Consider the following 17548-nt stretch of genomic DNA (forward strand, 5'->3'; position numbering starts at 1 on the left):
TTTTATTATCGAGTTCGGTGACCGCCTGGACGGTCACTTCTGAGAAAAGGCATTTACACAGAATCGTGTACAGGGTCCCGTCTGGATTTTAGGACGCCGAAACACCAGTGGATCAATTTCCTCATTAACGCTCCTATAGCTACCATTTTTGCCTTTCCATTCAGGCACAGGCGTTCATACATGGATTTCATCGCTATGTTGAATCTCAGGCCGCAAAGTGCAGCAAGGTACAACTTGGCCCTCATTTCGGGTGGCCCAATTTTTGACATCCGGGTTCGTCCTCTTACAGAAGTCCCGGATCGCTTTTCAACAGGGGCAACACCCAGGAACGCTGCTACCTGCTCTGCGTTCCTGAAGTGATGTGAGCGTAGAATGACAAGCATATTAAGCCCCAGTTGTGGACCCACTGATTTAATTGATGTCAGAAGTTCATAGTCCTCTTTGAGGCATAAATGACTTTCAACGTGCTGTTTCAGCATCAGCTCAATTTCTGCCAGTTCATCATTCAGCCTTGTCAGGATACTTTCTGCTGAGACGATGATGACTTCCGGAGTATATGTGGCCCGGTATTTCTCCAGACGATTTTTCTCGCGAGTAGCATCACTGACCAGAAGGTCTCTGCGCTTCAGGAGGGCACTAAGATGGCGGATTTCTTCTGCCGGAGGGGTCCATGCATCTGGTTGCTTTAAAGCGCCATAGCATGCCAGCATCCAGGCATCGACCTTGTCAGTTTTGGTCAGAATATCCATACCACGGGCAAATTCACGGGTGCGGTGAGGGTTGGCCAGAGAGACTTTCCCTCCTGCCAGATGCAACCCTGTGGCAACTATTTCGTGGTAAACACCCGTCGCCTCCATAATGATGTGAACATCACTCAGCACGCAATTATGCTGCTGTAGCCAGGTAATGATGGTGTGTACTGCTTTAAAGTCGTTTTTTATCCTTTTGGTCTTTAATCGCCCACGGATTCCTTCAAGCATCAGACAAATATCCAGCGTTTTTTTACTGACATCGATTCCGAGTTGATACATTCCAGTTTCTCCTTTCACATGACCATCACGCCGTTCGCCTTGTTCATTCAGAGTCGAGCTCCTGGTAACCGTTCAAGATTGTTGCTGGCGTGAAAGGTGAAGCGAAGGGCCATAAGCTGCAAAGCAAGGTATTACCTTCGGGAGGGGGACTGGCTCACTTCGCTTCATATGGCAGTAGCTAACCACCATGTACCTATTACATACAAGGGAGGGGGGTGAACTGCCGTACCCGCCTTCATCCGGTCATCTGAATAACGTGACAGCCTCACTTCTGAGCCGGAAAAGAAAAACCCCGCGCAGTACTGCGCGGTCGTATCGCTTCGCTCCCATGCGCCTCTGGCGCATTTAACGGACGGGCTCTGTGTTTCCCGTCAGCCTTTCAGACGCAGACACGGGAAGACTGTCCCTCACCTCCGGGCGGCAACGGGGTTACTGATATGGGCTGCTGGTCATTCTGATACCGGCGGGCAGGGAGGGGCGTCAGGGGAAGTCCGTCGTCACGGCGCAGCATCTGCCCGGCTGAACGCCCGTGCTCCGGGGGCAAAACAGGTATCGTCAGCGTGGCTCACTCCCGCACTCACCGGGACCGGGGGAGGGCCAGCTGGCCTGCTGATGCCGTCATAATGTTTTATTCGATATAATTATGATTAAAATCATCAGCATATGATAAAATAGCCGGATGATAATTTTTTCTGCCCGGAAATCTGATGCCGGCGTTAACACCGCGGGCATACCTGCGCCCCCCTCACCGCGCTCAGATGCGCAGTATGCGCCGCTGGCGCGCCCGGTTTGTGCCGTTGCCGCCCGGTCAGAATCAGACCACTCTGCTGTGCCGGGGCCGGGCTGAACCGCTACAATTTTTATGACAACCTCTTACTGAACAACACACAGGATATTTTCTTGCAGTGACACAGACTGACAAGGCCGGGCATCTGGCGTGGTGCGCCCTGGTGGCGCTGGGTATCGCCCGGCAGGAGGGCACCGTGACCGCCCCGGCGCAGGAAAACCTCTTTCTCATCCGCTGGCTGGCCACTGCCCTGAAGCAGCGGCGCTTTTCCCGCGACGTGACCCGCGATATCGAATGGCTGCTGAAGCAGGGTCGCCTGCACGGCGTGCGGGCCAGGCTGCCCGGGAAGCTGGATTACCTGTGGCGCTCCTGCACCGGTGAGCTCACGGAGCAGAATGACCTGTTCCGCCTGACCTGTGCGCTGGAAACGGCGAAGGAGATGCAGTGGCGCTACCGGCTGCTCAGCGACCGGGAGTGGTCAGGACGTTATGCCCTGCCCCTGAGTGACGCGGTGAATGCGGTGTATCTGTCGCGCACGAATCTGGATGCGGCCTTTGATGACGACGGCCGGCAGGTCAGTCCGCTGCTGGCGCGCATCACCGGCAGGAGTGAAGGCATGGTGACGCTGCTGAGTTCCTGCGGCTGGCAGGCAGAAACGGACGGTGAGGCCCTGCCCCGGCAGTACCGGCTGACCGCCGGGCAGGAAAAAGGTCAGGACAACTGACTCAGTGGCGCAGCTGCGCCAGGTCGTCTTCCGACAGGCCGGTCATGTTCATCACCGTGCCGCGGTCCAGACCGTTGTCCAGCATCGTGCGGGCCACTTCCAGCTTGCCCTCGAATTTGCCTTCGAGTTTGCCTTTTTCGATACCGCGCTGCTCGCCCAGCTGAATGCCCTTCTCGATGCCCTTCTGTTCCAGCTGCTGTGCAATTGTCATCAGTGTGTCCCCGTGCTGCGGCACCCGCTGTGCCAGTTGACGAACAAAGGCTCCGGCGTCGTCGGTCTCGCCGGCCTGTACCAGATAGTTTATCAGCGATATCAGCTGCTGTCCCGTCAGATGTCCGGTCAGCAGAACCGTGGCCAGCCGGTCAAGCAGGCCGGCAAGGTCGCGCCGGTGAATGTGTTTCTGCAGCAGGGTCAGCGCCGCCATGCTGCGGTGGGTCATGATGTCGTCGTCCGGGATGACGGTGACGTCAACCAGCGGGAACGGTCCTGCATACATCTGTCCGGCCAGTGCCGGGTCGTCAAACTCATCCAGCCAGCGGGTGGAGTACGGGTACGGGCTGCGCCTGCCGGTGTAGAACAGCACGGGAATGACCAGCGGCAGCTTTTTATGCCCCGCATCGAGATGGCGCTGCATCGCAGCCACGGCATAGCGCAGCAGGCGGAAGGCCATGTGTTTATCCGGTGTGGACTGGTGCTCAATCAGGACATGAATGTAGCCGTCCCCGGCGGTGGTCTTCAGGCTCCAGAGGACATCGCTGTAGTACGCCCGCAGGCTCTCCTCGACAAAGCTGCCGGACTCGAGCTTGAGGGTAGAGAGGTCACAGACTGCCTGAAGCTCCGCCGGGAGGTGAAGGGCGATGAAGTCCCGGGCGGTGTCGGGATGGGTCAGGAAGGCCTTAAAAGCCGCGTCATGCGGCACCGGGGTGGATTTTTTCATGCGCCCGTTCAGTCAGTTCAGAAAAGACCAGCTTACCACACTGCACGGCCTGGTTCAGCGACAGTGCTTCGCGTTCTGCCCGCAGAATTTTCACCCCGTCCGTGGACTCTACCGGCAAATCTAAAATAAGGCCGGCGATGTGTCTGGAGTTATAAAGGAAAATCGACTTTGTTGAATAAATCGAACTTTTGCTGAGTTGAAGGATCAGATCACGCATTCTCTGACAACGCAGGCAATACTATGGCAAAGCAGAAGTTCAGGATCACCAACTGGCACACCTATAACAAAGCGCTTATCAACCGTGGCTCCATGACTTTCTGGCTGGACGACGAAGCGATTAAGGCGTGGTATGAGACAGCCCCGCCTTCAGCACGCGGAAGACCTCAGCGTTATTCTGACCTTGCCATCACGACTGTTATGGTGATTAAACGCGTATTCCGGCTCACCCTGCGAGCTACACAGGGCTTCATTGATTCCATTTTTACCCTGATGGGCGTTCCGCTGCTCTGTCCGGATTACAGCAGATTACAGCAGTGTCAGCAGGCGGGCAAAGTCGGTCAATGTCAGTTTTAAAACGGCCACCCGGGGTGAAATCGCGCATCTGGTGATTGATTCCACCGGTCTGAAGGTCTTCGGTGAAGGCGAATGGAAAGTCAAAAAACACGGCAAAGAACGCCGCCGTATCTGGCGGAAACTGCATCTGGCCGTTGATGCGAACACGCATGAAATCATCTGTGCTGACCTGTCGCTGAACAACGTTACGGATGCAGAGGCTTTCCCCGGCCTCATCCGGCAGACCCACAGGAAAATCAGTTCAGCGGCGGCGGATGGCGCTTATGACACACGGTTATGTCACGATGAACTGCGCCGTAAAAAAATCAGCGCCCTCATCCCTCCACGAAAGGGCGCGGGCTACTGGTCGGGTGAGTACGCAGACCGTAACCGTGCGGTAGCGAATCAGCGGTTGAGCGGTAGCAATGCGCGGTGGAAATGGACAACGGACTATAACCGTCGCTCGATAGCGGAAACGGCCATGTATCGGGTAAAACAGCTGTTCGGAGGTTCACTGACACTGCGCGACTACGATGGTCAGGTCGCAGAGGCTTTGGCCATGGTACGTGCACTGAACAAAATGACGAAAGCAGGTATGCCAGAAAGCGTGCGTATTGCCTGAATATGCGACCAGCTACAGGGACGCTCGCCCGGAATCTGATTTATTCAACAAAGCCACACCGATGTTCATGGTCAGGAAATTTTTAAAACAACTTTCCAGATTCCTAACCATCGAGCGTTACAATCGGATAATGCGTTATTTCTTTGCTTTGAATCAAAAATATGATAATGAGTATCATTCTCATATTTTATATGAGATAAAATATATTTTTCATCACATTTCCGATATTTGGTACAACTCCTTGAATGGATTATCAATATGTCTGCCTATATAAATCAGAAGTGTTTAATACAGTCCTTTGACTCAACGAATATTCAACTTCGGAGAAAAACAAACGTTTGCCGATTCATCGCCGCAGGATTACTCTGCCTATCTTTCCTGCTGGCTCTACCCTCGTCGGCCCAGGACTCTAATACGCTGACCTTCGCCAACTTTCGCGATACCCGGGATCTTAATCCACATATTTATTCCGGCGAAATTTGGGCGCAGAATATGCTATATGAATCGCTGGTTAAGGTTACCGCGCAGGGAATCGAGCCTTGGCTGGCCGAAAAATGGGAGTCTTCCTACGACGGCAAGGTGTATACTTTCACACTGCGCCCCGATGTGAAATTCAGCGATGGCCTGAAATTCGATGCTCATGTAGCAAAACAGAACTTTGATGCTGTGCTGGCTAACCGCGAGCGTCACGCTTGGCTCGAGCTGGTACGTATCATCGACAAAGTTGAAGCCCTAGACGATACCCACCTGCGCTTTACCCTGAAAGAATCTTATTATCCGTTCCTGATTGAACTGGCTGTCACCCGTCCAATGCGATTTATTTCACCGGCGGCGATGATCGACGGTGGCACAAAGCAAGGAGTAAAAGCCTATATCGGCACCGGTCCATATGTGCTGAGCGAGCATAAAACCGATGAATATGCAGTGTTTACGCAGAATCCTCATTATTGGGGAGAAAAACCCCAACTGGAAAAAGTGGTGATGAAAGTCATTCCTGATAATCAGACGCGGCTGCTGGCCCTGCAAAAGGGTGAAATCGAGCTGATCTACGGTAAAAACATGATTGATGCCGACTCGTTCGCCCTGCTTAGCAAAGATAAAAAATTTATCACGCAGTTATCCGAACCGATATCTACCCGGATGTTGTTGATCAATACCCAGTCAGAAAACCTGAAAGATGTCCGCGTGCGACAGGCGCTACAGCATGCGGTGAATAAAGTTGATATATCGGAAGGTATTTTTAATGGCAGTGAAGTACCTGCGGATACGCTGTTGGCGAAAAACGTTCCGTACAGCAATATAAATCTGAAACCGTACGTTTGGGATACGGCTCAGGCAAAAAAGCTGCTGGATGCGGCGGGATGGCTGCAGAAAGATGGACAACCTTGGCGTCAGAAGGATGGTAAGCCGTTATCCATTGGCATCTACTACGATAGTAATACCGCCTCGCAGAAAGTGATCGCCGAATACCTGCAAAATGAATTCACCGAGCTAGGTATTGAGCTCAAACTATATGGCGAAGAAGAACAAGCTTACCGCGATCGGCAGAAAGCGGGTAATTTCGACATTGTGTTCAATATTTCTTGGGGAACACCTTATGATCCGCAGTCTTTCCTGTCAGGGATGAAAATGCCAGTGTACGGAGACTATGCGGCGCAACAGGGGCTGGTGCAGAAAAAACAGATAGATGACAGCATCACACGTGCGCTGCTCACTACTGATGAAGAGGAACGCCATGCGTTGTACCGCTATGTGCTCACTACGCTGCATGACGAAGCGGTCTATATTCCTCTGACTTATGAGCGGAATCGAACGGTGTATGTTAACGATCTAAAAGGCGTAGGCTTCAATCCGTCACAGTTTGAGATCCCGTTTGACCGAATGTATCGTAATTGAATCTCTGAGGGGATATTCCCCGCCGCTTGCGGCGGGGAATATCATCTAATAGGTATTGCCGCTGTGGGGCTAGATGGCGGATATCATTCATCGGTATGGGATATCCGGTTTTTTTTCTCCTTACCGCAGGATTTATCCGCATCCTCAGTATGGGATAAACGAAATCACAGGTATCGTGTGAAAAAGTATATTTATCGTCGTTTACTGCTGACATTCCCTACCCTACTAGGGATCTCTTTCCTTTCTTTTGTGTTGCTGAATCTGGTACCCGCCGATCCGGCAGAAGTCGCTCTGCGGGTGAATGAAATTATTCCAACTGCGGAATCGATTGTGGAAATGCGGCGGCAACTCGGCCTTGACAAACCCTTTATGATCCGATACTTCATGTGGTTGTTCGACGCTGTGCAGCTCAACTTTGGCTATTCCTACATTAACAATCGTTTAGTATGGGATGAGATCGCCCGTAGCCTGCCCTCCACGATCAAGCTGGCAGCGATGGCTCTGGTAATTATCTTATGTTTTAGTATTCCGCTCGGGGTTCTGAGCGCGGTGTATAAGGACAGCCTTTTCGACAGACTGATCCGCACACTGGTATTCCTTGGCACGGCGATGCCCAGCTACTGGCTCGGACTGCTGTTAATCTGGTGGTTTGCGATCGCATGGGATTTGTTGCCCACAAGCGGCAGCGGGACATTCGAGTATATAATTCTACCGGCCGTGACGTTGTCGATGGTTTATGTGGCTATCTATATCCGCTTGATCAGAAATAATATGATCGAAAATATCCAGCAGTATTATGTATATTACGCTCGCGTCCGTGGGCTGAAGGAAAAAAGCATTATTCTGCGCCACGTGCTGAAAAATTCGCTGCATAGCAGCATTACCGCGCTGGGCATGAGTATTCCACAATTGCTGGCGGGTACGGTAATTATCGAAAATATTTTTGCTTGGCCCGGCGTGGGGCGGCTCTGTATCTCGGCTATTTTTAATCGTGATTATCCGGTTATTCAGGCTTATATCCTGATGATGGGCGTGCTGTTTGTTATCTGTAATCTGCTGGTAGATATTATTCAGCGATGGATGGATCCAACTTTGAGACACGAAGGATAATATGACATTTTTACACAAGCTTCTGCGCGATAAAGTCGCGCTGTCTTGTCTTTTGGTTATTTTTACGATTGTGGCGATCGGGATTTTCGCTCCGTGGCTGGTGCCCAACGATCCCAATAAAGTTAATATCGCACGTAAATATGCAGATTTCAGCGTTCGTTTTCCACTTGGATCCGATCATATGGGACGTTGCGTGTTATCGCGGCTGATGTTTGGAGTACGTACAACGCTCTTTCTGTCTTTGTTCACGATGGTTGTCACTATCACAATTGGTTGTGTTTTCGGATTTTTTTCCGGGTATTTCCGCGGTCGGATGGATGAGACCATGATGCGCTGCTGCGATATAATGCTGTCATTTCCCAGCCAAGTGATGATTCTGGGGATCGTCGGGGTGCTGGGCGTCGGTATCATTAATGTGATCCTAGCTAATATTTTGGTCAAATGGGCTTGGTATACCCGGATGATCCGCGGAGTTGTAATCAGGCATTGCCATAAGAATTATATTCTGTTTTCACGGGCCAGCGGAACATCGCTGTGGTTTATTCTGCGGCGCCATTTGCTGCCGAATACATTGTCGGAAATCACAGTGTTGGCTACGCTCGACACCGGTTGGGTGATTCTGAATATCTCCGCGCTGTCTTTCCTCGGCTTGGGTGTGCAGGCGCCAACGGCAGAGTGGGGCACGATGCTCAGCGAAGCACAAAAAGTGATGATGAGCCATCCGACTCAAATGCTGGTGCCGGGCTTAGCCATTCTGATCGTGGTGGCGGTGTTCAATTTGCTGGGGGATTGCTTGCGTGATGCGCTGGATCCGAGGGAGATTCACTGATGGGCGATTTGTTGAAGGTGGAAAACCTGCAGGTGGGATTGGTTTCAGGCGGGCGTTTGCTGTTGCATGATATTCATTTTTCGTTGCCGCGGCACGCTTGCCTGGGGATTGTCGGTGAAAGCGGGTGCGGCAAAAGCATGACCTGTCGCGCACTGATAGGGCTGCTGGATGCGCAGTTTATTCGGTCGGGACAGGCGTGGCTGGATGGTGTCAATCTTCTGGCGCTGGAATCGAACAGCATGCGTCGTTTTCGGGGGAAAACAATCGGGATGATCCTGCAGCATCCAATGAACGCGTTTGACCCCCTACAGTCAATCGGCAGTCAGATGGTCGAAACTTTCCGCGAACATCTGGTTATGAATAGACCTGACGCCCGCGAACTCGCGCTGGAGAGCATGCGCCGGGTGCGGCTGCGCGAAGTCGCGCTTTTGTTTGAGAAATATCCCTGTCAGCTCAGTGGAGGGATGTTGCAGAGGGTGATGATCGCCATTGCGCTGGCGCTGGAACCCCGCCTGCTGATTGCCGATGAACCGACTACTGCCCTTGATTCCGTGACGCAGTACGAAATAATGCAGGAATTTAATACTATCCGGGAACAGCTGGGCACCACGATGATTTTTATTTCGCACGATTTTGGCGTAGTTAACCGCATTGCCGATCAGGTAATGGTGATGCATCAAGGGCAGGTGGTGGAGCAGGGAGATGTTCAGCAGGTTTTACGCCAGCCTCAGCATCCGCATACTAGCTATCTAGTGGCGTCGCGTCAGGCACTTCAGCAACGCTATCGAACTGTGGTACACGCGGCGACGTTATCGGATAACAAGTAAACGAATCATTGGGAGTATGAAAGTGAGCATGTTGGTTGAAGTCTGCGATGTTCATCACGGCTATCGCCGTCAGGATGGTGGCAAGTGGCAGCCGGTGCTGAATGGCGTGTCGTTTAATATACAGACCGGCGAATGTATGGGGATTATCGGCGAAAGCGGCAGCGGTAAAAGCACCCTTGGGCGTATTCTGCTGGGGCTAGAAGCTCCAAAAAGTGGAATTGTAACGCTGGCCAGTCAGCCACTGTACACGCCGCGTCGTTTCTGGCAGCGACCACGTCGGAAGAGCGTGCGCATCAGCGCTGTGTTCCAAGACTATACCTCATCGGCCAACCCGTTTATGACGGTCCTGAATATCGTGGCGGAACCGTTGCGGATACAGGGCATTCGCCGATCCGACGAAATACGGCGACAGGTTACTGTGCTACTGGAACTGGTTGGGCTGACGGGGGATTTTTGCGGGAGTTTACCGCATCAGCTCAGCGGCGGGCAGATGCAGCGCGTCTGTATCGCGCGGGCGATAGCTTGTCAGCCGCAGTTTATTGTGCTGGATGAAGCAGTCAGTGCGCTGGATGTTTCGGTTCAGGTGCAGATACTGGACTTACTGATCGTACTGCGCCAACAACTAGGGCTGACGTATTTGTTTATCAGCCATGACCTGACCGCCGTCGCCTATCTCTGTCAGCGGGTGATATTTCTTCAGCATGGCAAGATTATTGAACGGGTCGATGACATTGCCACTTTAGGGCAGGTGCAACATCCTTATGCGCAAAATTTGTTGCAGGCCGTCATGGACTTTTAATGAAAAATGGGAAAAAACGGAAAGCGCACCTGTCGTCGCAGGTGAGTTATCGCAGCTATCTGGCGTTGGTGCTGCCTTTTTTCGTCTCCACGATAACCACCCCCCTGCTGGGAGCAGTGGATACCGCGTTGGTGGGATATTTTCCCGATTCGGCATTTATTGGCGGCGTAGCCGTGGGCGCGGTGATTTTCAACACACTATATTGGCTGTTTGGTTTTTTGCGCGTCAGCACCACCGGCCATACAGCTCAAGCGCTGGACGATAGTTTTTTGCTCACAAGCGCACTGCTGCGCCCACTGGTCATCTCTCTGTTTATAGGCATGACGTTTGTAGTCTTGCAAAAGCCGTTATTTGCATCGGCCATGCTTTTGCTAAACCCCAGCGCAGACGTTGAACGCTATGCCGCACAGTATTTCTTTATTCTGATTTGGGGCGCCCCCTTTACGCTGGTAAATTACGTCTGTCTTGGCTGGCTGATGGGGCGACTAAGAACCCGCGCAGTGTTAGTAAATCAGATTTCAATTAACGTAATGAACATGGCGCTGGCACTGCTGTTTATCCGGGTAATGGAATGGGGCGTGCCGGGACTCGCTTGGGCAACACTTATTGCGCAGGCGATCGGCAGCCTACTCGGATATCAGCTGATCCGGCACGAATGGAGTCCGGACCTCCGCCAGGCGATGGTGTTTCGAATACTGTTCTCCACGCGCGAGATGAAGAGTATCATGATGGTGAACGGCGATCTTATGGTGCGGACGATTTGCCTGCTGATTGTCACTAACCATTTTATTTCCATCAGCGCCGCACTGGGAACTGATACGCTGGCGGCCAACGCGGTGCTGTTTCAGATCCACTATTTGATCGCATATATGTTTGACGGATTCGCCAATGCGTCCAGTGTGTGCAGCGGTAAGGCGCGGGGGGAGAGAAATACGGTGCTATACCGGCAGACGCTGCTCCATTCGGCGTTATCCTGCCTGTGGATGCCGTTGGTGCTGATATTGTTGTTGTGGTGGTTGAATCCGTTTATTATCGAGTTGTTTACTCATCAAGAAGCGGTAGTTGAAAAGTGCCTGCGCTACATAATATGGCTGATGCTTTTTCCGGTGTGCGGCGCAGCCGGGATTATTTTTTACGGGGTGTTCTCCGGTATAACCTATACCGCACCGGTGCGTAACTCCATGCTGCTGGCGCTGCTGGTCTGGCTGGCTGCTTGGTATTTTCTGGTGCCGCAGTATGGTAACGATGGGTTGTGGATGGCTTATCTGGCCTTCAGTCTGGGCCGCTCGGTATTTCTGTTATTGTGGCTGTCATCTTCGTGTGAGTGGGTGAGGTCATCGCGGTATTGTTGAACAATTCAAATGATGTAGCTCCCTGAAACACCAGACAGTAACTGTGTCTCCAGATAAGAGGTAGGCTTGACGGTTAGGAGATTGAATTGACCATTTTTGAGATCTCAAACCATAGATCGTAGTGTGTCATACTCCCAGAGGGCGGGGAGTGCCGAGCGATTACGCGTAAAAATGCCAACTTTGCTGAGTTTTTAAACCAAAACCCATTTTTCAGGCGCACTTATCCAGAGCTGGGCTCTGAAGCCATCGTTTTTTCGCCATCCGATGCAGCCTGTCAGAGAGCATTTTTGTAGCGTGTTCACCCGCCATAGCGCCGGCAAAACGCAGCCGGCCTTTGCACAGGATACACTGATACGGATCGGTGCCCAGGAAGCCCTTCATAAGTACTGCGAACTCGGGCCGCTTCGGTTTTTCCCGTACCGTCATTTCCAGCGCATTGTAGACCTTCGGCAGCAGCGAGCCTCGCTTGCGGTTGGCCAGAAAACCATAGTAGCGCACCATTTTAAAATGCCGCGCCGGAATATGGCTGACGTAACGCTGCAGCATCTCCTCCTGGCTGATTTTCTGCCGTTTGTGCTGTTGCGTGCGGTGATCGTAATACTGATGCACCACGGCACCGCCGCGGTAGTGGCGCAGCTGTGAGGCCGCCACCGGCGGGCGCTTCAGATAACGGCCGAGGTATTTCACGCTGCGCCAGGCGCCGCGGGTCTTTTTGGCGAAGTGCACTTTCCAGCAACGCCGATATTGTGCATGCAGGTAGCGGTACCACCGATCTTCGTTACGGATATGGCCCAGGCCCGGCAGGGCGCCGGGATTGATGCGGGCGTAGTTGTCCCGCAGCAGATAGACGACGGCATTGCGCCAGATGGATTCCACGTCTTTCTTTTTAAAGAACAAATTACGCCAGGTGCTGTGTTTGACATCAAGTCCGCCGCGGGTAACGGAAACGTGGATATGCGGGTGCTGATTCAGCTGTCGGCCGTAGGTGTGCCGCGCGCAAAAGATGCCGACTTCGATCCCCTGTTGGTGCGCCCAGCGGAGCATGGCGCGGGTGGCGTAGCGAAACAGGTCATTGAGCAGGGGCCAGTTGTTGTTGAAGAACGGCCACATCAGGTGAGGCATGGTAAACGTGATGTGCTGCCAGTCGCAGTCGGGCAGGATGTGCTGCTGTTCGGCGATCCACTGCTCAGTGGCTTTGAGGCCACAGCTGCTGCAGGCCCTGGACTTGCAGCTCTGGCAGAAAAAGCGGGAATGGGTGCAGTCCGGTGAGGCGCAGCAATAACGGCGCACGCCCATGGCGCTGGTGCCGCAGGCGAGCATGCGCTCGACGGCGAGTTTGGTCCAGTCGCTGAGGGCGTCGCCGTGTTTGTCGAGATAGCGGCTCCAGCCGTCATCGTGCTGGAACAGCAGCTTTGCCGGTCGGGGAATATACATGGTGCAGAGTCTACAGGGAGGCAGGGAACAGGAAAAGGGCGTCGGCGCAAGCCGGCTCACGCCACAGGCGTGCTCATTTTAAGAAAAGACCAGCTTACCACACTGCACGGCCTGGTTCAGCGACAGTGCTTCGTGTTCTGCCCGCGGAATTTTCACCCCGTCCGTGGACTCTACCGGCAAATCTAAAATAAGGCCGGCGATGTGTCTGGAGTTATAGGGGGTTGACGCTCAATGGAACGGTTTGACACGTTAAGGATTTTTTGCAAGATAAATCAGAGCATTATGGACAGTGGATATTATACCGAAAATGGCGTCTTTTTAATCGATATTCCTTGTCCTGCTGCAGGCTGGTCAGCGTAAAGTAAATCGACAAGGAAAAAAATCGGCATCGGGAGATGCCGGTCAGAAAGATTAATGCAACTCTGGCCAGTAGTCCTTATTGGCCTCGATCAGGTCATCCAGAATCGCCTTCGCGACGGACGCGCTCGGCACGGTTTTCGACAGCGTAATCGCCTGCCAGAGTTTCTGGTATGAGCGCTGCTCCCACGCATCCACCACCAGTTTTTCAACCGCCACCTGCTGGCTCATCAGCCCTTTCTGGAAGTGCGGAATGTCGCCCACCGTCAGCGGCTCCGGCCCGTTATGGCCGACCAGACACGGAATTTCTACCATCGAGTCGGCGTCAAAGTTATGGATTGCCCCGTTGTTTGGTACGATCAGCAGCATCCGTTCCTGGGTATTGAAAGCAATCGCGGTCGCAAGATCGACGATATACGACGCATGCTCGTCGATTTCCAGTTCACCAGCGGAGGATTTCCCGGCTTCGATAATCGCCTGGCAGGAGCTGAACACGTGCTTCTCGCGGTGATCCATCACCTCGTTCGCGCGGGTGCGTTCCGGGTTAGAATGCGCCACCACGTAGTCCGGGAAGAAGTAATATTTCAGGTAGGTGTTCGGCATGGTATCCGGGTCCAGCGCCTGCACGTCTTTCGCTTTGGCAAAGGTGTCGTTCCAGCTGGCTTCGGTATGCGCATTTTCCGAATGTGGGACATATCCGTTTTTCGCCACATATTCCCGCAGTTTTGGCATCAGATCGTTGCCGTTGAGATCTTCAATCGACGTCCACCACCCGAAGTGATTCAGGCCATAGTAGCGCACGCGCATCTCTTTGCGGTCTTTCAGGCCGACAATCTGCGCCATTCGCCCTTCAATGCCGATCGGCATATCGCAGATGTTGAGGACCTTAGCGTTCGGGCGCAAACGGCGGGTTGCCTCCGCGACAATGGCTGCCGGGTTGGAGTAGTTCAGCATCCAGGCATTAGGTGAGTACTGCTCCATATAATCCACCAGTTCCAGCACGCCGCCGATGGAGCGCATACCGTAGGAAATCCCACCTGGTCCACAGGTTTCCTGTCCCAGCACGCCGTGGCGCAGCGGGATTTTCTCGTCTTTTTCACGCATCGGGTATTTGCCCACACGGATATGCGCCATCACAAAATCCACATCGGTAAAGGCTGCTTGCGGATCGGTGGTGTAACTAAAGGCAATCTCTGGGGCCTGTTCCTTAAGAATGATTTTGCATGCCTCGGCGATGGTCTCCTGACGCGCGCCGTCGTTGTCATAGAACTTCAGGGCGCGCAGCGGGAAGCGATCGCGGTTAGCTAACAACATCAGGACGATACCGGGGGTAAAGGTGCTTCCTCCGCCTGCAATGACAACTGAGAATTTTTTCATGATACAGCCTCCGTCATGGTGGTTTTTTCGTTCGTTAAAGGGATTTTCATCAGCGATTCAAGCTGGTCGCGCACTAGGGGAACATGCAGACCGACAATCACCTGAATGCCGTTGCCGCGTCGCACCACACCGTGTGCACCCAGGGCTTTAAAGACGTCGTCGCTTTCGGTTTGTGTCATATCGACCAGCGCGATGCGCAAGCGAGTGGCGCAGTTGTTAATACTTTCGATATTGGCGGCGCCACCCAGCGCCTGCAGGAAGCCAGCGGCCTGCCCAACCTGCTGACTGGCAGCTGCCGGTGATGTTTTTTGCCCGCGAGCCGCCTTATAGTCAGCCTTGCTGTAGAGTTTTATTTCACTCTCTTCACGGCCCGGCGTTTTGAGATTCAGCCGTTCAATCAGCGTCTTGAAGACCACGAAGTAGATGCCGGTGAAGCAGATGCCAATGCCTATCTGGGTGAAGATCATTGAGGCGTGGTTGTGGAACATTGGGATCCAGTTTTGCGGCAGGAACTGGTCGAGCAGCCCGCCCCCCATATTTCCCACGACGCCAAAAATATACATCGCAGTCGCCATCGAGGCTGCAAGCACGGCGTGAATGGCAAACAGCAAAGGCGAGATAAAAAGGAAGGTAAATTCGAGTGGTTCAGTGATGCCTACCAGCATGGCAGTGAGCGTCGCCGGGATCAGCAGACCCGCAACTTTGACGCGCTTTTCCGGCGATGCCGTGTACCACAACGCCAGCGCAATCCCGACAGAGCCAAAGACCTTGGCGTTACCGTGCAGTGCAAAGCCACCTTCCGGGAACAGGGTTTTCAGTGGCAACGTGCTCTGGCTGAATTCCTGCAAATGCTGCGCCCAGTAAACCTGAATACCACCCTCTACCGCTGCCGGACCGAAGATAAACGGGCCGTAGACAAAGTGGTGCAGCCCGGTTGGGATCAAAATGCGTTCCAGGAAGGTATAGACCCACACACCCAACGCGCCTGCAGAGCGTAAGAAGGACTGCAGGGACTCAATACCCATCTGCACTTTCGGCCACCCCAGTAGCGTGAGCCAGGCACAGGGGATCATCACGAAAAAAGCGAGAATAACGACCAACGAGGAGCCCTGGAAAATACTGAGGAAGACTGGCAGCGGCTTGTCGAAATAGCGGTTGTGGATAGCAGTAACGATGCCCGAAATGATAATGGCTCCGATAATACTGGTATCGAGCGTTTTGATACCGGCGATCATCGCCAGCCCGCTTCCGGCTACGGGTTCTGCGGCGAAGTTTACGCCAAAGAAATGGCCCCAGCTCATCCCCATCGCGTTGATAAAATAGTTCCAGCTCAGGAAGCTAATCAGCACTGCGAGGCAGGCCCGCCCCTGCGCCTGCTTTGCCAGACCAATGGGTAAGCCGACGGCAAAAATCAGCGGCATATTGCGAAATACTGCCCAGCCGCCCTCTTCAATGATGTGCACGATTTGTGCGAACAGATTATCAGGGGCGGTTAAGGCCTCGCCCACAAACAGCGGGTTGCGAAGCATGATAGCGATTCCCACCACGATCCCGGCAAACGGAAACAGCAACACCGGGGTAAACATGGCACCGCCAAAACGTTGTATTTGACTGAGCATTTTTAAATCCTCACGTAACAACCTGTAGATGTAGAGGCCTTTATGGTTTTTTACTGGCTTGGAGTGAGCATAAGAATTTACTGATGAGCGAACATGGCGCGCCACTACGATTCGTGATCGCATTCATGGTTTTAATGAGGTCGATAAGGTCTAATTTTGTCTATAAATATGGACATGTTAAGACGAAAACCACGCCCTGATAAAGGTAAAAAGGTCTACTGATGATCTACAAATCTATTGCTGACAGGTTGCGGCTGCGGCTGAATTCGTCGGACTACAACATCGGTAGCCCGCTCCCCGGAGAGAAAGCGCTGGCGCAGGAATTTGGCGTGGCGCGAATGACCATTCGCAAAGCGATGGCCCTGCTGGTGAGCTGGGGGCTGGTTGAGCGCAGACATGGTAGCGGAACATTTGTCGCACGTAAGGATGTGCACCATGAAACCACCAATCTGACCGGTCTGGTGGAAGTACTGCGCCAGCAGGGGAAAGAGGTGCAAAGCAAGGTGCTGCAGTTTGAGGTGATGCCTGCGCCGCCTGCTATAGCCAGTCAGTTGCGGATTCAGGTGGATGAGCGGATCTACTTTTCGCGCAGGGTGCGTTGCGTAGAAGGGAAACCACTGATGCTGGAGGAAAGCTTTATGCCCGTGAAGCTGTTTCGCAACCTCTCGCTGGCACATCTCGAAGGGTCAAAGTTTGATTACATTGAGAAGGAGTGCGGGATTACCATCAGCGGTAACTATGAAAGCCTGACGCCCGTGCTGGCAGATAAATCGCTGGCAGGATACCTGAACGTACCGGTACAGACGCCGCTGCTGCGCATTACGTCCCTTTCCTACAGCTACAGCGGCGAATTTCTCAATTATTCCGTTATGTTCCGTAACACTAGTGATTACCAGGTGGACTACCATTTGCGTCGCATCCACCCGGGAGATTTACTAACTCATCCTCCTGATCAGCACCGCCAGCAGCTGCGGCGATTAAAAGAGGCTTCAGAGGAAGAAAATATTACTTAACGTGAGATTTCGTTCCACTGAGGGGTTCAGTGCCGGAACCGCCGAAATTTCCGGCATTACGAATTAGTCTATTTTTGAAGGCTCTGTCGCATTAACTGCGGCAGGTTGCCGGAAAACGGGTCTGTTAATTTTTTATGCAACCAGAAGGTAAAACTGCTCTGCCGGGGACAATCCGCCCCCGTGCGGATGTTGAAGCTGTCCTTTGCGTAACATGTGTATGATTTCGATCCCCGCCAGAATAGCCTGCCCCCGTCGAAAAGATTTGAATCCCGTCATCAGCTT

14 protein-coding genes and 2 pseudogenes are annotated in these 17548 nt (G+C 53.0%); 9 read left to right on the forward strand and 7 right to left on the reverse strand.

The genetic code is table 11. The features are described 5' to 3' along the window. Window positions 1–53: 53 nt before the first annotated feature. Window positions 54–1031, reverse strand: a complete 978-nt coding sequence (locus ACSZPU_RS14805; protein ID WP_499000138.1) for an IS110 family RNA-guided transposase — start codon at window positions 1029–1031, stop codon at window positions 54–56. A gap of 905 nt (window positions 1032–1936) precedes the next feature. Between ACSZPU_RS14805 and ACSZPU_RS14810 the strand changes: the two genes are divergently transcribed. Next, entirely contained in the window at window positions 1937–2542 is a 606-nt protein-coding gene (locus tag ACSZPU_RS14810; protein ID WP_499000140.1) for a DUF2913 family protein, read from the forward strand. Between the two features lies 1 nt (window position 2543). Here ACSZPU_RS14810 and ACSZPU_RS14815 read toward each other — a convergent pair whose 3' ends face one another. Beyond that, window positions 2544–3479, reverse strand: a complete 936-nt coding sequence (locus ACSZPU_RS14815; RefSeq protein ID WP_499000143.1) for an Rpn family recombination-promoting nuclease/putative transposase — start codon at window positions 3477–3479, stop codon at window positions 2544–2546. Then, window positions 3451–3573, reverse strand: coding sequence for a hypothetical protein (locus ACSZPU_RS14820; RefSeq protein ID WP_499000146.1), 123 nt, complete (start codon window positions 3571–3573; stop codon window positions 3451–3453). Before ACSZPU_RS14820 ends, ACSZPU_RS14815 begins: the two co-directional genes overlap by 29 nt. Window positions 3574–3675: 102 nt before the next feature. On the opposite strand from ACSZPU_RS14820, the pseudogene ACSZPU_RS14825 reads away from it, so the two are divergent. The 7 genes and pseudogenes from ACSZPU_RS14825 to ACSZPU_RS14855 all read left to right on the forward strand — a co-directional run bounded on the left by ACSZPU_RS14825 (window position 3676) and on the right by ACSZPU_RS14855 (window position 11466). Then, window positions 3676–4653 (forward strand): annotated as a pseudogene (locus ACSZPU_RS14825) (IS5 family transposase). A gap of 258 nt (window positions 4654–4911) precedes the next feature. Then, window positions 4912–6549 carry a nickel ABC transporter substrate-binding protein gene (gene nikA / locus ACSZPU_RS14830; RefSeq protein WP_499000148.1) on the forward strand — a complete coding sequence of 546 codons (1638 nt, stop codon included), beginning with the start codon at window positions 4912–4914 and terminating at the stop codon, window positions 6547–6549. Window positions 6550–6726: 177 nt separating this feature from the next. After that, a complete protein-coding gene (gene opp1B / locus ACSZPU_RS14835; protein ID WP_499000149.1) occupies window positions 6727–7659 on the forward strand; it encodes a nickel/cobalt ABC transporter permease in 933 nt (310 codons plus the stop codon). 1 nt (window position 7660) lies between these two features. Beyond that, on the forward strand, window positions 7661–8488 hold the full coding sequence (opp1C, locus tag ACSZPU_RS14840; protein WP_499000152.1) for a nickel/cobalt ABC transporter permease: 828 nt from the start codon (window positions 7661–7663) through the stop codon (window positions 8486–8488). Next, window positions 8488–9315: an ABC transporter ATP-binding protein gene (locus tag ACSZPU_RS14845; RefSeq protein ID WP_499000153.1), complete on the forward strand. Its 828-nt coding sequence runs from the start codon at window positions 8488–8490 to the stop codon at window positions 9313–9315. Before opp1C ends, ACSZPU_RS14845 begins: the two co-directional genes overlap by 1 nt. Window positions 9316–9343: 28 nt before the next feature. Further along, window positions 9344–10114: an ABC transporter ATP-binding protein gene (locus ACSZPU_RS14850; protein WP_499000156.1), complete on the forward strand. Its 771-nt coding sequence runs from the start codon at window positions 9344–9346 to the stop codon at window positions 10112–10114. Then, on the forward strand, window positions 10114–11466 hold the full coding sequence (locus tag ACSZPU_RS14855) for an MATE family efflux transporter (RefSeq protein ID WP_499000158.1): 1353 nt from the start codon (window positions 10114–10116) through the stop codon (window positions 11464–11466). The genes ACSZPU_RS14850 and ACSZPU_RS14855 overlap by 1 nt, the downstream gene beginning before the upstream one ends. A 210-nt stretch (window positions 11467–11676) precedes the next feature. Here the strand turns inward: ACSZPU_RS14855 and ACSZPU_RS14860 are convergent, their stop codons facing one another. From ACSZPU_RS14860 to ACSZPU_RS14870, 3 genes are all read right to left on the reverse strand, one after another. Continuing rightward, window positions 11677–12900, reverse strand: coding sequence for an IS91 family transposase (locus ACSZPU_RS14860; protein ID WP_499000160.1), 1224 nt, complete (start codon window positions 12898–12900; stop codon window positions 11677–11679). A gap of 411 nt (window positions 12901–13311) precedes the next feature. Then, window positions 13312–14634, reverse strand: a complete 1323-nt coding sequence (locus ACSZPU_RS14865; RefSeq protein WP_499000163.1) for a 6-phospho-alpha-glucosidase — start codon at window positions 14632–14634, stop codon at window positions 13312–13314. Beyond that, window positions 14631–16253, reverse strand: coding sequence for an alpha-glucoside-specific PTS transporter subunit IIBC (locus ACSZPU_RS14870; protein WP_499000165.1), 1623 nt, complete (start codon window positions 16251–16253; stop codon window positions 14631–14633). The genes ACSZPU_RS14865 and ACSZPU_RS14870 overlap by 4 nt, the downstream gene beginning before the upstream one ends. A gap of 221 nt (window positions 16254–16474) precedes the next feature. On the opposite strand from ACSZPU_RS14870, the gene ACSZPU_RS14875 reads away from it, so the two are divergent. Further along, window positions 16475–17266, forward strand: coding sequence for a GntR family transcriptional regulator (locus tag ACSZPU_RS14875; RefSeq protein WP_499000167.1), 792 nt, complete (start codon window positions 16475–16477; stop codon window positions 17264–17266). A gap of 132 nt (window positions 17267–17398) precedes the next feature. Here ACSZPU_RS14875 and ACSZPU_RS14880 read toward each other — a convergent pair. Further along, window positions 17399–17548, reverse strand: a pseudogene (locus ACSZPU_RS14880) (IS6 family transposase); the annotation flags it as partial.

The organism is Phytobacter sp. V69, from assembly GCF_965644215.1.
In the GTDB taxonomy this organism is placed as follows: Bacteria; Pseudomonadota; Gammaproteobacteria; order Enterobacterales; family Enterobacteriaceae; genus Phytobacter.